The organism is Skermanella pratensis (assembly GCF_008843145.1).
Classification (GTDB): domain Bacteria; phylum Pseudomonadota; class Alphaproteobacteria; order Azospirillales; family Azospirillaceae; genus Skermanella; species Skermanella pratensis.
Window position 1 is genome coordinate 4,572,052 of record NZ_CP030265.1, and the last position, 13,489, is coordinate 4,585,540.

General features: G+C 70.8%; 14 protein-coding genes. 2 read left to right on the top strand and 12 right to left on the bottom strand.

Going from position 1 to position 13,489, the window contains the following annotated elements; translation table 11 throughout:
* Positions 1–37 precede the first annotated feature (37 nt).
* The 12 genes from DPR14_RS21010 to DPR14_RS21065 all read right to left on the bottom strand — a co-directional run bounded on the left by DPR14_RS21010 (position 38) and on the right by DPR14_RS21065 (position 11,744).
* Complete coding sequence (locus tag DPR14_RS21010) at positions 38–1,357, bottom strand: lanthionine synthetase LanC family protein (protein ID WP_158046879.1); 1,320 nt, start codon at positions 1,355–1,357, stop codon at positions 38–40.
* The gene (gene lanM, locus DPR14_RS21015; protein ID WP_192499069.1) at positions 1,351–3,300 is read right to left on the bottom strand and encodes a type 2 lanthipeptide synthetase LanM; all 1,950 of its coding nucleotides are present in this window, start codon (positions 3,298–3,300) and stop codon (positions 1,351–1,353) included. The genes DPR14_RS21010 and lanM overlap by 7 nt, the downstream gene beginning before the upstream one ends.
* Positions 3,297–4,265 carry a GNAT family N-acetyltransferase gene (locus tag DPR14_RS21020; RefSeq protein ID WP_192499070.1) on the bottom strand — a complete coding sequence of 323 codons (969 nt, stop codon included), beginning with the start codon at positions 4,263–4,265 and terminating at the stop codon, positions 3,297–3,299. The genes lanM and DPR14_RS21020 overlap by 4 nt, the downstream gene beginning before the upstream one ends.
* Positions 4,266–4,444: 179 nt before the next feature.
* Complete coding sequence (soxA, locus tag DPR14_RS21025) at positions 4,445–5,215, bottom strand: sulfur oxidation c-type cytochrome SoxA (RefSeq protein WP_158046882.1); 771 nt, start codon at positions 5,213–5,215, stop codon at positions 4,445–4,447.
* Positions 5,212–5,532: a thiosulfate oxidation carrier complex protein SoxZ gene (gene soxZ / locus DPR14_RS21030; RefSeq protein ID WP_158046884.1), complete on the bottom strand. Its 321-nt coding sequence runs from the start codon at positions 5,530–5,532 to the stop codon at positions 5,212–5,214. The genes soxA and soxZ overlap by 4 nt, the downstream gene beginning before the upstream one ends.
* 3 nt (positions 5,533–5,535) lie before the next feature.
* Positions 5,536–6,000 carry a SoxY-related AACIE arm protein gene (locus tag DPR14_RS21035; RefSeq protein ID WP_158046886.1) on the bottom strand — a complete coding sequence of 155 codons (465 nt, stop codon included), beginning with the start codon at positions 5,998–6,000 and terminating at the stop codon, positions 5,536–5,538.
* Positions 6,001–6,013: 13 nt separating this feature from the next.
* On the bottom strand, positions 6,014–6,436 hold the full coding sequence (soxX, locus tag DPR14_RS21040) for a sulfur oxidation c-type cytochrome SoxX (RefSeq protein ID WP_158046887.1): 423 nt from the start codon (positions 6,434–6,436) through the stop codon (positions 6,014–6,016).
* Positions 6,433–7,701 (bottom strand): NAD(P)/FAD-dependent oxidoreductase, encoded by a 1,269-nt coding sequence (locus tag DPR14_RS21045; protein WP_192499071.1) that lies wholly within the window; start codon positions 7,699–7,701, stop codon positions 6,433–6,435. Before DPR14_RS21045 ends, soxX begins: the two co-directional genes overlap by 4 nt.
* Positions 7,702–7,711: 10 nt before the next feature.
* Positions 7,712–8,020 (bottom strand): c-type cytochrome, encoded by a 309-nt coding sequence (locus DPR14_RS21050; protein WP_211103845.1) that lies wholly within the window; start codon positions 8,018–8,020, stop codon positions 7,712–7,714.
* On the bottom strand, positions 8,017–10,221 hold the full coding sequence (locus tag DPR14_RS21055; RefSeq protein WP_158046888.1) for a xanthine dehydrogenase family protein molybdopterin-binding subunit: 2,205 nt from the start codon (positions 10,219–10,221) through the stop codon (positions 8,017–8,019). The genes DPR14_RS21050 and DPR14_RS21055 overlap by 4 nt, the downstream gene beginning before the upstream one ends.
* A 22-nt stretch (positions 10,222–10,243) precedes the next feature.
* Entirely contained in the window at positions 10,244–10,711 is a 468-nt protein-coding gene (locus DPR14_RS21060) for a (2Fe-2S)-binding protein (protein WP_158046889.1), read from the bottom strand.
* A 175-nt stretch (positions 10,712–10,886) separates the two neighbouring features.
* Positions 10,887–11,744 (bottom strand): hypothetical protein, encoded by an 858-nt coding sequence (locus DPR14_RS21065; RefSeq protein WP_158046890.1) that lies wholly within the window; start codon positions 11,742–11,744, stop codon positions 10,887–10,889.
* 262 nt (positions 11,745–12,006) lie between these two features.
* On the opposite strand from DPR14_RS21065, the gene DPR14_RS21070 reads away from it, so the two are divergent.
* Together DPR14_RS21070 and DPR14_RS21075 are read left to right on the top strand one after the other, a co-directional pair.
* Positions 12,007–12,222, top strand: a complete 216-nt coding sequence (locus DPR14_RS21070; protein ID WP_158046892.1) for a hypothetical protein — start codon at positions 12,007–12,009, stop codon at positions 12,220–12,222.
* Positions 12,223–12,461: 239 nt separating this feature from the next.
* Positions 12,462–13,469 (top strand): AAA family ATPase, encoded by a 1,008-nt coding sequence (locus tag DPR14_RS21075; protein ID WP_158046893.1) that lies wholly within the window; start codon positions 12,462–12,464, stop codon positions 13,467–13,469.
* The last annotated feature ends 20 nt before the right edge of the window (positions 13,470–13,489 follow it).

Consider the following 13,489-nt stretch of genomic DNA (forward strand, 5'->3'; position numbering starts at 1 on the left):
TCTTGCGGGGCCGCCGCCCGGTCGATCCCGGATCCCCTTATTCCCAGACCAGGACGGAGGGCAGGCGTTCGGGCCGCGCGAGGCGCAGCAGCATGTAGCCGATCCCGGCGCTCCCCTGCCAGAATCCGGGATTGAAGACGGACCGGGGCAGCGACGGATAGTGCTGGAAGCCGCCTTCCGAGTCGGCCGCCGCGACCAGCGCCGCGCCGATCCGCCGGGCCTCCCCGACCAGGTCGGGCCGCGTGAGTCCCTGTCCGGCGTTCAGCAGCAGCTCGGCCCGGCCGAGGGTGCCGCAACAGGGGTGATCGACCTCGGCCAGGCCGCCCCCGAGCACCGCCGCGACGGCGGCATCGATATCCCCGTCGATCGCCGGGCCTTTCAGGACCGGCAGGCCGGCGAGCCGGGCGAGGCCGATGCCCGCCGCGCCGTGGCACCAGGAATTGATCGGCCGGGAATGGTCGTGCCCGGCGACGGCCATGCGGCGCCACGTGCCGACACCGCCGATCAGGACCTCGTTCTCCCAGGCCACGGCTTCGGCCGCCGCGTCCAGGAACTCGGTCGAGCCCGTGGCGCCGGCGAGCCGGGCCAGCGCATAGGCGATGCCGGCCGCGCCGTGCGACAGGCCGGTCACCGGCTCGCCGCCGGCCGACCAGACGCGCGCGCCCGATGAGCGGCAGGGCCGCCGCCGCGCCAGCAGGTGCCGGCCGCACCGGTCGGCCCGGGAACGCAGGGACCCGTCCGCGTCGCCGGAGACCTCGGCCAGCGCCAGCAGGGCCAGCAACGCTCCGGCCGAGCCGTCGACCACATCCAAGCGCTCGTCGTCCGCGACGGCCCGGTCGCCGATCAGGGCGGCGGCCCGGCAGGCATCGTCCAGCAGGTCGGGCCGGTCCAGCAACCCGGCCACCCGCGCCAGGCCATAGGCCACCGACCCGATGCCCGAGCCGGCGCCGACCTTGTGGCCGACCAGGGCGCCGATCAGCCCGTCGGACAGGGCGGCCCGGACCGGCACCAGGGCCGCGAGGGCGGCGGCCCGGTCCTGCTCGCGACCGCCGGTCGCCGCGACCGCCGCGAATAACAGCGCTATTCCCGTGGAGCCGCCATAGAGATCCGGCCCGACCGGCCCGATCGTCAGGCTGTGCCCCTGGGCCGCGATCCACAGGGCTCCGCCGTCCTCTCCCCGGCAGGAACGCCGCCACAGGTCGTCGGCGAGGCGCTGCGCATAGGCCAGCGCGTCCCGCCCGTCCAGCGATCCCGTCCCGTCAGGCAGCGGCCGTTCGGCCAGTCCCGGGACGTGGCCGTCGTCCACGCCGCGCTGGTCGCGCACCACCTGCATCGCGACCGCCATGCGGATCAGCATGGACTGGTCGCCGCGGTCGGCCTCCCCCAGTTTCCGAGGTGCTCGCGGGCGCCCGCCAGGCCCGACGCCGCCAGGGCGTCGGCGACGACCCGGTCCGGGGCCACCTCCAGGGAGGTCGAGCCCGGATGCGCCCGCAGGAGCGGCACGTCGCCGTCGGACAGGGCCGCCCGCTCCGCCGTGACGAGCGGCCATTGCAGGGGCTGCCTGACCTTGACCTCCTCCGGCAGCTCGTCGTCCACGGCGCGCCGGGTCAGCACGTCGGCCCGGGCGCTCCAGGCGGCGCCGTCGCCCAGGAACTCGGCATGGGTCAGCTCGCCCATCAGCAGGGAGTAGAACTTCGTGTCGCGGCACAGGACGCGGATCCATCCGGCTTCCGGCATCTCCAGCGGCCCGCCCTCCTCGGACAGGATGCCGGACAGGAGATCGCGGCTGCCCAGCAGCAGGGCGTATCCCTCGTCGAAGCCGTCCAGGACGGCGTCGAGATGGTCCTGGATGCGCAGTGCCACGCCGTCCAGGCGCGGCAGGTTGGACGGGGGTTCGTCCGCCATCGGGACCGTCTCGATGTACATCAGGTCGGTGTTGATGTGGAACCATTTCGGCCCCGGGACCGGGACGTCGTCCCGGCCGCCGCTGAAGCCGCCGATGTCCCGGTCGCCCTCGCCGGCCTGGATCATGGACGGCAGCAGCAGCGTCGAGAGGACGGAGCGGCGCAGCCGGCGTTCGGCGGCACGCCGGGCCGGAGACCGCGGGTCGGTCCAGCCGAGCCGGAGCTCGGGGGACAGCACCGTCTCCAGGTCGATCAGGACGGGATGCTCGCCGGCGGCGATCAGGTTCTCGTGGTGGCAGTCGGTCAAGGCGACCGCGTAGGCCAGCGCCAGGAGGAGGCCGGCGCGCCTGAAGTAACGCCCGGCCGCCTCCCCGTCCGCGCAGGGCATGGCGGCGATGAACTCGGCCCAGCCATAATCGCCGCGGTCGAGCACCCGGACGGCGCGCAGGTCCAGGCTCGGCCCGAGGCCGTTGAACCAGTCGATCAGATCGGCGAAGTACCGGTCCGGGGCCATGCCGCGCGGCTTGTAGACGGTCTTGAGGCCGCCGCCGAACTCGACCACGACGACCGACCGGCCGCCGCGGTGGAGGTCGGACAGCCCGCCCCGCGCCTTGACGCCCCTCCCCGGCTCCGCCCCCTGCGCGAAGTGCCCGGCGATCGCCGGCAGATCGGCTTCCAGCCGGCGGCCGAACTCCTCGACATGGGCGGCCCAGTTGAGGGCGAGAGTGCCCAGCAGCCGCGCCAGGACCGGATGCCGGCCGCAGAACTCCAGGAATCCCGGTCCCCGGCGCTCGGCGACGAACCGATCGTAGAGGTTCCGGCCGGGTTCGCCCCGGGCGAGGCGCAGCAGCCGTTCCAGCCCGGAGATCTCGGCATCGCGGAGAGCCACGAGTTCGGCCAGCAGCGCCCGCTCCGAGGCGCCGCACAGCGTCTTCAGCAGCTCGCGGTTCAGCGCCTCCACCACGCCGTCGGCGAACAGCCGCCGCCAGCCCGTGCCGGCCGGGGTCAGGCGCCGCAGGGCGGCCTCGGCCAGCGGAGCCAGGATCCCGATGAAAGGCAGGGCCGCGGGGTCCGTCGATGGCGATGTCGCGGAATCGGGACCATTATCGGGATCGGCCGCCTTGGCGAGCACCCAGCCCCAGTCCGGCACCGCCTCGACCCGCGGCACGCCGGACAGAAGCCGGCGCGCCGAAGCCTCGTCGAGGCCGTCATAGGCCAGCCGGCGGGCGAACTGGGCCTCGTTCCCGCCGACGGCAGCCTGCCGCCAGGCGTCCAGCCAGTCCGCGACGGAGCCGGCCGCCCCCTCGCGCGGTTCCAGCGGCACGCCCATCCGCTCATCGATCCTGGTCGCCGCCGCCGCGATGCGCCGCAGCTCCGCCGCGATGTCGGTCGTCATCGATCCTGCTCCCCGTCCTGAGAATACGTTCGGCACCCGACCTTCCGGCCCCAGATCACCGAGGAACCGGTGCGGACCCATCCGGCCTCTTCGTAGATCCGCCGGATCGCGGCGTTGCGGCGGCGGACCACCGCGCCGATCAGGGGAATCCCGGCGCTCCGCGCCCGCTCGACCAGGAGGCGGGAGAGCGTCAGAACGAATTCCCCGGCCAGTCCGGTCCCCCAGTGCCTCCGCGCGACCAGGAACCAGTCCAGGCTGAGTTCGGCGGGCCGGGCGACGATGACCGCGACCGCCGCCGGGCCGCCGTCGCGTTCCAGCGCCAGGAGGCTCAGCGCGGGGTCGGAACGCCAGCCGGCGACCGTCCCGGGCAGGAACGGCGACACCAGGGGATCGCCCCGGAAGCCGCGGTTGAAAAGCTCGGCGATATCATGGTCCCAACGGTCGTCGGCGGGGCCGAGGATCGTCGGCATCTCCCCGGTTCCCGCCTGCGGGGCGATCGATGACAGGCGGTCCGGATCCAGGACGACGCGGTCGGTCGTTTCGAAGGGATGGAAGCCCGCGGCCCGCAGCATGGTTTCGGCGGCGACGTTCTCCGGCGCGGGAAAGGCGATCACCGTCCCGCCCTCCGGTTCCAGGGCCTCCAGCAAGGCGCCGAGCAACCGGCGGCCGATGCCCCGGCGCTGCCGCTCGGGGGAGACCCACACCGCGACGCCGTGCATCGCTTCGCCGCTGAACGAGGTCCGCCGCCACGCCACGGCCAGGGCCACGGGGCTGCCATCCACTTGGCCGACCAGCCCCAGGGCCGGGCGGCCGACGTGATCGCTCAACCGTTCCGCCGAGGGTGCGCCTTCCCCGGTCGTGTCGGCGCCCGTCGGATCGCCGGCATCGGGCGAGCCCCGCTCAGCCGCGATGACAAGCCTGCACAGGGAGTTCTCGGCGCAGGCCGACATGGGTTCGATCAGCATGTTTCCCATCTCGGCCGCAATCGCGAAGGGTATCTTTGTATGCAATTCAGGAATGTATTTTATTGCAGAATTGATGCCTTGAAGGGCAATTCAACCATAACCCACATCCATTACGATTTGTATCGATATTTACGCGCTTTGGAGATGCAGCCGTCCGCCCCCGCGGAGTCCCCTGCGCCTCACGGCCGCACGCCCGGCGTTTCCATCGGCAATCCCCGCGCCCGCGTCATCAGGAAAAGCTCCAGTTCGGCGTGTTCGGGGGAGCCGTAGGCGTAGGGTTCGGCGCGGACGCCGGTCATGCAGTTGCGCAGGCGCCGCTGGAGGGAGCCCATGGACTGCCATTCCAGGCGGTAGATCGGATAGCCGGTCGGGTGCGCCTGGGGGATCACCGCGCCGCCGAGATGCCGGCCCCAGTTGTCGTCGTGGCAGTCGGCGCAGGAGAAGTCGAGTTGTCCCTTGGGGCGGGTGAAAAGCTCGCGCCCGCTCTCGGCGAAGGGGGCGAGCCGGGGGTCGGCACCGGTCTCGACCGGCAATCCCCGGGACTGGTGGGCGACATAGGCCGAGAGGGCCAGGAGGTCGGGGCTTTCCCACTCGAACGGTTCGGCCCGCTGGCGGGACTCCCGGCACTGGAGGATGCGCCGGTCCAGCGTGACCGGGCGCCCGGCAGCCTCGTCGAAGGCGGGATACCGGGCGGCGACGCCGCGCATGGAGGCGGCCGCGTCGCCATGGCAATCGGCGCAGGAGCGGCCCGACGCGCCGCCGGCGCGGTTCCACAGCGCCTCGCCGTCCAGGACCGAGAGCATTCCGGGATTGGACATGTCGTCCTGCTGCATCGCCCGGGTCTGCGGCCCCAGGAAGTCGAAGCCGGAAAGCCGGTCGGCGGCGCCAAAGGCCGCACCGCCCAGCAAGGCCAGCGCCAGGGCGGCCGCGAGATGCCGCCCCCTGGTCATTCCACCGTGATCGTGACGGTCTCCGTCTGGGTCTTGCCCTGGTCGTCGGTCCAGCTCAGTGCGATCTCGCCGCTCTCATTGGCCACCGTCGTGAAGGTGAGGAAGGGATTGGCGGTGATCGCGGGGAACAGGTCGACGCTGAACACCTCCTCCCCGTTATAGGTGCAGGCGAAGCGACGGATGATGTCGCGCGGGATCAGGGCACCGTCGGAAGCGGGGCGGAAGCCGGTCTCCATGGGGTGGGAGATCAGGGCCTTGATTTCGACGACCTCGCCGCGCTTTGCGGTGGCCGGGACGTTGATCAGGGTGCGGGCCATGGCTCAGCTCTCCGCGCAGGCGGGAAGCGTCACGATCACCTCGGCCTCGTCGGACCAGAAACTGCCGTCGCTGAGCTGGGCGATGGCAACGATCTTCTGGGAATCGCCGAGGCGGATGCGGGTGGAGACGCTTGCCCGGCCGGACCGGGGGGTCAGGTGGAAGGTCGCCACGTTGGGCTGGGGGTTCTTCTCGTTGAACACGGCGATGGTTCGGACGAAGTCGCCGGGCTGCATCCAGTGGGCCACGTTGACGCCCAGGGGGACGGAGTTGCCGTTCTCGACCAGCGCCGGCAGGACAAGCTCGACCTTGCCGGGGTTGACCGGCGCGCCCTTGGTGAAGGCTTCGATCGCGTCCGCCATGGCGGCCGGCGTCGCCCCGGCCGGCCGCACCAGCAGGAGCACGCCGAGAGCGGCGCCGGCGCGCAGGACGTTCCGCCGCGTGGTCCCCATCGGATCGCCATTCGCCATGGGCAGGGTCTCCTCAATCCTTCAGTGTCGCCAGGAACGCCACGACGTCCTCGATCTGCCCGGCCGACAGGATCGGCTTGCCGCGCCATGCCTCGGCCACGCGGTCGAGCCCGTCGGTCCTGTAATAGGAGGGCATGATGGTGTCCGGATCAAGACTGCGCGGGTCCACGATCCGCAGACGGATCTGTCCTTCGGTCAGTCGGGCGCCGACGCCGGCGAGCGACGGCGCCAGGTCGCCCTGGAACCGCTCCTCCGGGAACGGGCCGGAATGGCACAGAAGGCACAGCCCGGTCTGGCGGCTGGTCACGATCCCGCGCCCGCGGGCCGGGTCCCCGGCGGCGGCGGTCAGCGGCTCCGGGATCGAATCGCCGACGACCGTATAGGCCGGGGCCGGGGCGGGGGCCAGCGCCAGGGCAAGTCCGATCGTCCACATCATCCGAAGACCTCCGCCGTCACGATGTCGAACCAGGAGTGGGCATAGGCCGCCTCCTTGGCGCGGGCTTCGGCGGGAGCGTCGAGCGGGCTGGTGCCGCCGGCGCCTTCCACGTCGGCCAGCGTGCCGGAGGACGGCGCATAGACGCCGGCGACCGAGATGCCGTAGTCGGGCGCCACCAGGCTGTAACAGGTGTTGATCAGCTTGGGCGGAACCGGTCGATTGCCGCGCAGCAGGGCGGCGACGGCTTCGGCGCAGACCTTGGCCTGGGCGTTGGCGGAGAAGGCCGACTTCGGCATGGCGCCGGCGATGGCGGCATCGCCGATCACGTGGATGCCGGGCTGGAGCCTGGATTCGAAAGTGACGGGGTCGATCGGGCACCAGCCGGAGCGGTCGGCGACCCCCGTCGCCGCCGCGATCTCCGCCGCCTTCTGCGGCGGGATCACGTTGGCGACATCGGCCTTCACCCGGTCGAAATCGGTCACGAAGGTCAGGCCGTCGGGCTCCACCGCGGTGACCTGCCCGCCGCCGGACAGCGGCACCAGTTCCAGCAGCCCGGGGTAGAGCCTGGCCCACGCCGCCTGGAACAGGCGCTGCTTGGAAAAGCCGTCCTTGGCGTCGAGCACGATCAGCTTGGAGCGCGGCTTGCGGGTCTTCAGGTAGTGGGCGATCAGGCTGGCGCGCTCGTACGGCCCCGGCGGGCAGCGGTAGGGGTTGGCCGGGACCGACATGACGACCACGCCGCCGTCCTCCATGGCTTCCAGGCGGCGCGCCAGCAGGACCGTCTGCTCACCCGCCTTCCAGGCGTGCGGCATCACCTGAGCCGCCTTCTCGTCGTAGCCGGGCAAGGCGCCGTACCGGATGTCGATGCCGGGCGCCATGACAAGGCGGTCGTAGTCGAGGGTGGAGCCGTCGCCGAGCGTGACGCGGCGGGCCTGCGGATCGACGCCGACGGCCCGCTGGTGGACGACCGCGACGCCGGCGCGCCGGATGCCGTCATAGCCGAACCGCTGCCGCTCGACGGACCGCAATCCGACGGCCACCGAATTGCTGAGCGGACAGGCGGTGAAGGTCGGGCTGGGCTCGACCAGGGTCACGTCGATGCCGTGGGTCCGGAGGAACCGCGCGCAGGTGCCGCCTCCGAAACCGCCGCCGATGACGACGGCCCTGGGCGGCGCCTGGGCGCGGACCGGACGCACGAGCGCCGCCGACGCCCCGGCGAGCAGGGAAGCCAGCACCGCACGGCGGCTGGGATGGAGCAGGTCCATGGCGTCCCTGTCAGCGGCGGGAGGCGATCCAGGCGGCTATCGCCCGGATCTCCTCCTCCGTGAAGCCCTTGGCGATGCGGTCCATCACCGTCGGGCTGCCCTCGCCCGCCCGGTATGCCAGCATCGCCGCCGCGATCTCGTCGGCCGGTTTCGACAGGATCGGCGGGATGCCTGCCGATGCCTCCCCGCGCAAGGCGTGACACCCGGAGCACGACGAGGCTCCGGGCGGTTCCGCCGCCCGGGCTCCGGCGGCCACCAGGGACAGCACGCCGCACAGGGCGCCGCACAGGGCGCGGAACAGGACAGGGGCGCGGATCATGCCCTGCGCAGATCCGCGTTCGCCAGGGGCACCGAGCGGATGCGCTTGCCGGTCGCGGCGAAGATCGCGTTGAGCACGGCGGGCGCCGCCACGAAGATCGTCGGTTCGCCGACGCCGCCCCAGAAGCCGCCCGACGGCATGACGATGGTCTCGACCTGCGGCATCTCCTCCATGCGCATCATCGGGTAGGTGTCGAAATTCTCCTGCTGGACCCGGCCGTCCTTCAGCGTGATCTCGCCGTAGAGCAGGGCCGAGAGGCCGTAGACGAACGATCCCTCGACCTGCGCCTCGATCTGCTGCGGGTTGACCGCGTGGCCGCTGTCGGTGGCCGCGACGATCCGGTGGATCTTCAGGGCCCCGTCGTCGCTGACCGACACCTCGGCGCAGGCCGCCACGTAGCTGCCGTAGCCCATGTGCTGGGACAATCCGCGATGGACGCCTTCGGGCGCGGGTGTGCCCCAGCCCGCCTTCTCCGCGACCGCGTTCAGCACGGCCAGGTGCTTGGGATGGTTGACCAGCAGCTTGCGGCGGAACTCCAGCGGATCGGCGCCGGCGGCATGGGCCAGCTCGTCCATGAAGCATTCCAGGTATATCGCGTTCTGGTTGTTGTTCACGCCGCGCCAGAACCCCGGCGGCACCGGCGGGTTGCGCATGGCGTGGTCGACCAGCAGGTTCGGGACGGTATAGCCGAGCACCCCTTCCGTGCCGCCCGGGTTCAGTCCCTGGAACGTGGCGGGGTCGCGCCCGCCCTGAAGCGCCTGCGGGTTGATCGCCGCCAGGATCGACTGGCCGGAGATCCGCATGTGCAGGCCGTCCAGGTTGCCGTCGGCGTCCAGCGCGCCGGTCAGCTTGCACTGGGTGATCGGGTGGTAGCGGCCGTGGAGCATGTCCTCCTCGCGCGACCAGATCAGCTTGACCGGCGTGCCGGGCATCTGCTTCGCGATCAGCACCGCCTGCCGGACATAGTCGTGGCTGGACGAGCGCCGGCCGAAGCCGCCGCCGAGGTGGAGCCGGTAGACCTCGCATTGCGGGATCGGCAGCCCGGCGGCGGTGGACGCGGTGGCGAGCGCCGCCTCCGCGTTCTGGGTCGCGGTCCAGACCTCGCACTTGTCGGCCGTGAACAGCGCGGTCGCGTTCATCGGCTCCATGGTGACGTGGTGCTGGTAGGGATAGCTGTAGACCGCCTCGATCACCTTGTTGCCGGGCTTGGCGAGCGACGCCTTGATGTCGCCGGCCTGGTTGCCGACGAAGGCTTCCGGCGCGTCGAGCCCCTCGCGGAGCGTCTCGGCGATCGCCTCGCTGGACAGGCCGGCGTTCGGTCCCTCGTCCCACTCGACCGGCAGGGCCTCCAGGGCCGTCTTGGCGCGCCACCAGGTATCGGCGACCACCGCCACGCCGGTGTCGCCCACAGCGACCACCCGCTTGACGCCGGGCATCCCTTCGACCGCGGCGGCGTCGAAGCCCTTGACCTTGCCGCCGAACACGGGGCACTCGCGGATCGCGGCGTTCAGCATGCCGGGCAGCTTGACGTCCATCGAGTAGACCTGGGCGCCGTTCAGCTTCTCCGCCGTGTCGAGGCGCTTGACCGGCTTGCCCGCGATCTTCCAGTCCTTGGGGTCCTTGAGCGGCACGTCGGCGGGCGGCTGGAGCTCGGCGGCGGCGAGCGCCACCTTGCCGTAGGTCGTGGTCCTGCCCGACGCGGCGTGGGTGATGACGCCCTTGTCCACCGTGCATTCGGCGGCCGGGACGTTCCATTCATTCGCGGCGGCCTGGACCAGCATCATGCGGGCGGCGGCGCCGCCTTTCCGGACATAGTCGTGGGAATCGCGGATGCCGCGGCTGCCGGCCGTCTGGAAATTGCCCCAGATCCGGTTGCGCGCCACGTTCTGGCCGGGAGTCGGATATTCGGTCGTGACCCGGGACCAGTCGCAGTCCAGCTCCTCGGCGACGAGCTGGGCGAGGCCGGTCAGCGTGCCCTGCCCCATCTCGACGCGGGCGATCCGGACCACCACGGTCTCGTCCGGCCGCACCACCACCCAAGCGTTGAGTTCGGGCGTCGCGGCCCCTCCGGCAGACCCCATGGCGGCAGGCGTCGCCGCCTCGGCCCCGAACGGGATATGGAAGCCCAGCATGAAGCCGCCGGCCGCGGCGGCGGAGCCGGCCAGGAAGCCCCGGCGCGACGTCTTGAGCGCGATCGTCATATCATCCTCCCAGATTGCGGCTTCAGCCGCGCCCGACGTCGCCGCCGCCGGCGGCAAGCTTGATGGCCGCGCGGATGCGGTTGTAGGTCCCGCAGCGGCAGATGTTGGTCATCTCGGCGTCGATGTCGTCGTCGCTCGGGTTCGGGTTGGATTCCAGCAGGGCCGCTGCGGCCATGATCTGGCCGGACTGGCAGTAGCCGCATTGCGGCACGTCCAGTTCCGCCCAGGCCTTCTGGAGCGGATGGCCGTTGTCCGGCGACAGCCCCTCGATGGTGACGATGCGCTGGTCGGCGCCGACGGCGCTGACAGGCGTCACGCAGGAGCGGACGGCGACGCCGTCCAGGTGGACCGTGCAGGCGCCGCACTGCGCGATGCCGCAGCCGAACTTGGTACCCGTCAGGCCGACCTGCTCCCGGATCACCCAGAGAAGCGGCGTATCGGGTTCGACCTCGATGTCGTGCGACGTGCCGTTGATGGTAAGCTGGACCACTTGATTCCTCCTGTGCCGCCGCCCCTGGGCAATAACCGGGCGCGGTAACCGCAATCCCATGTAATGAATTGTTCTTTTTGTTGGTAGTTCCAACCAAGATAGACCGTGCGGAAGCAACGCGCAAACACCGCCGGCATTTTGTCATGACGGCGGGCGGATGCCGGCCCGCCGGCCATCAAGCCTTCGCGATGTCCGCCTCGATCGCCCTCAGGACCTTCAGAAGGTGGTCGGACGTCCCGTAGGTCCGTGCTTTGCGGATCACCCGCAAGGCTTCGGCCAGACGGCCCCGCTCCCGGTAGCCCGCGGCGATCGAGGTCAGCACGGCGGCCGCGGCCGGGCGGTCCCTCTCCGCGGCGGGCGGTTCGATCTCGGTCTCCAGGCGGTCGAGGTCCTGGTACCGGGGTATGGCGCGCAGGGTGGACGCGGCTTCCGCGAGCACCCACTTGTTCCCCTCCGCGCGATATACGGCCAGGTAGAGCTTCACCGCCACCGGCTTGCAGGCGCTGTCTTCGAGCGCCCTGGCGAGCTTCAGCGCGGTCTCCGTCCCGAAGGGCCTGCCCTGGTCGATGGAGACAAGAGTACTGCACAGATCGAGCAGGAATCCCGGCGCGCGGTCCGCAAGGGCTTCAGACGCCTTGGGCATCGTGGCGTCCAGGCGGGCCTTCATCCTGGCGACCACCCTGTCCCGATGTTCGGCATCGACGGGGTCCCCCTCGCACAGGCCGGCGAAACGGGCATAGGCGCCGAACCAGTTGGCGTCGGCAAGGAGCCGTTCAGCGTGCCGCAGTCGGTTCGCCAGCGCCAGCGACCGCGGGGTGCAGCAGTCGATCCCGGCGATGGCGAGCGCGCGAAAGGCAATCCTCCGCGGACCGGCCGGAGTCTCCACGACCAGGGCGCCGCCCGCGGCACCGCGGATGGGGAAGCCGTCCTCGTCGGCCCCGTCGTCATGGATGGCGCCGATCAGGTCGGGCGCCGATTCCGGGTGCCTCTCCAGATGGCGGGCGAACAGCGCGCCGGGAAAGAAGGTCGACATGGTCTCCCTCGCCTGCCGTGGCATATCAAGGGATGACATATGCAACTGCAGGGCGGCGGGCAAGAAGGGTGCGTTCCGGGCGGCCGGATCTCGACCTGTTCCCGGAGGTCTGGAAACCCGGCGCTCCTGCGTCACCGGATCGGGATGGAGGACCGTGTCCTGAAGGACCGCGAAGGGACCTGAAGGACCGGAACGCCCCGCTTGCGGAACCTGTTGAGGGCGCACGATCGACGATCGCCAACATCCGCAAGGAGAGAACACCATGGCAGCCGACGACAAGGAAAAGACGGTCGTTCCGGAAAAGACCGACCGCACCCAGGTCCAGGCGTCCCAGGGGTCCGGGACGGGGAGCGGAAGCGCCAAGCCGGTCCTGCGGGAGCCCGGCCAGAACGTGAAGGAAAGCGAGATCAAGGCCAGCGCCGCCGCCAAGGAGAGGATGAAATCCGACCAGGCGGACGACAAGGGAACCGGCCGCTGACGAACGGAAACGGCGGCGCATGGAGCGTCCGCCCCGTGCGCCGCCGATCGGAAAGCGGGAATGCCCCCATCAGCCCATTGCCCCGCCCATTGCCCCGCCCGAGTCGTTTTTCCGACTCGGACATAAGAATGTTGTGAACAAAACACGAACATTATGGTAAGGTCCCGTCTTTCACGCCTCGCTTTACTGGCGCGACAGCCGAAAGCAGGGCTACCGGGACAGGCTTCAGAGACTTTGCCATGGCTTTCAAGCGAGTTGACAAGGATACACTTCCCCCGCGGCGCTGGGCGCTCAAAGGCTACTATGGTGACGGCAAGTCGACCTTCATCATGGCCATGCACCAGCCGACGCTCATGATCGATGCGGATGGCCGCCGGCATGAGCTGAAGGGGAGCGAACTTTACGAATTGAGCGAGGAACCCGCGGACCACCGCTCGGTCGAGCGCATCCAGGACATCCTCGACAAGAACATGCCGGGGTCCGGCATCCGGACCATCGCGATCGACAGCGTCACGTCGCTGATCGGCACCTCCATCGCGCGCGCGATGCTGGACAACGCGGCGGACCGCAACAAGAACAAGAACCAGGCCTGGGTCGACAAGGCGGAGAGGATGCGCCTGCTGCAGGACGCCGTCACCGCCCACGGCTCCCACGTCCTGTGGATCTGGCACCTGGAGGACGCCCAGCTCAACGGCGTCGCCCAGATCCGCGAGACCCTGCCGGAGACCGAGCGGGAACGGCTGTTCCGCTCCCTCAACGCATCGCTCCGCATCGTGCGGGATAAGGACCGGCGCGGCGTCCTGTTGGAGTGGTCGCGCGAAGGTCCCGCCGGCATGGTCGTCTGGGACGAGCAGGGCATGTGGAAGGGCGTGCCGGAGCGGATCGAATCCGCGATCTACGGGCGCGGCGGCGGCACCAAGCCCACCAACCCCAAGCCCGCGGCGGAGGCCGCTGGCGCCGGCCCGATCCTGGAGGAGGCACCCAGGGTTGCCCAAGCGACTGGCCAGACGGTTGGCCAGACGGTTGGCCAGACGGTTGGCCAGACGCCCGACAACGTGCTGACCTTCTACAGCCCCACCGAAGCCGTCGCCTGGGGAGTCGACCAGGGAGCCTTCCCGGACGCGGCGGCGGCCCAGGCCGCCTACGACCAACTCAAGGGCGAGGTCGGGCCGCGCAACGCGAAGGAGATGTACGCCGCCTGGATCGACTTCGTGTCGAACCGCAAGCCGCGGCGCCGCCGGGCGTAGCCGGGCGGTCGCCCTGCGGG

What these genes read in the sequence shown, in the direction of transcription:
- DPR14_RS21010 (WP_158046879.1), bottom strand. Translation starts at nt 1,357, where the DNA reads ATGCTGATCCGCATGGCGGTCGCGATGCAGGTGGTGCGCGACCAGCGC.
- lanM (WP_192499069.1), bottom strand. Translation starts at nt 3,300, where the DNA reads ATGACGACCGACATCGCGGCGGAGCTGCGGCGCATCGCGGCGGCGGCG.
- DPR14_RS21020 (WP_192499070.1), bottom strand. Translation starts at nt 4,265, where the DNA reads ATGCTGATCGAACCCATGTCGGCCTGCGCCGAGAACTCCCTGTGCAGG.
- soxA (WP_158046882.1), bottom strand. Translation starts at nt 5,215, where the DNA reads ATGACCAGGGGGCGGCATCTCGCGGCCGCCCTGGCGCTGGCCTTGCTG.
- soxZ (WP_158046884.1), bottom strand. Translation starts at nt 5,532, where the DNA reads ATGGCCCGCACCCTGATCAACGTCCCGGCCACCGCAAAGCGCGGCGAG.
- DPR14_RS21035 (WP_158046886.1), bottom strand. Translation starts at nt 6,000, where the DNA reads ATGGCGAATGGCGATCCGATGGGGACCACGCGGCGGAACGTCCTGCGC.
- soxX (WP_158046887.1), bottom strand. Translation starts at nt 6,436, where the DNA reads ATGATGTGGACGATCGGACTTGCCCTGGCGCTGGCCCCCGCCCCGGCC.
- DPR14_RS21045 (WP_192499071.1), bottom strand. Translation starts at nt 7,701, where the DNA reads ATGGACCTGCTCCATCCCAGCCGCCGTGCGGTGCTGGCTTCCCTGCTC.
- DPR14_RS21050 (WP_211103845.1), bottom strand. Translation starts at nt 8,020, where the DNA reads ATGATCCGCGCCCCTGTCCTGTTCCGCGCCCTGTGCGGCGCCCTGTGC.
- DPR14_RS21055 (WP_158046888.1), bottom strand. Translation starts at nt 10,221, where the DNA reads ATGACGATCGCGCTCAAGACGTCGCGCCGGGGCTTCCTGGCCGGCTCC.
- DPR14_RS21065 (WP_158046890.1), bottom strand. Translation starts at nt 11,744, where the DNA reads ATGTCGACCTTCTTTCCCGGCGCGCTGTTCGCCCGCCATCTGGAGAGG.
- DPR14_RS21070 (WP_158046892.1), top strand. Translation starts at nt 12,007, where the DNA reads ATGGCAGCCGACGACAAGGAAAAGACGGTCGTTCCGGAAAAGACCGAC.
- DPR14_RS21075 (WP_158046893.1), top strand. Translation starts at nt 12,462, where the DNA reads ATGGCTTTCAAGCGAGTTGACAAGGATACACTTCCCCCGCGGCGCTGG.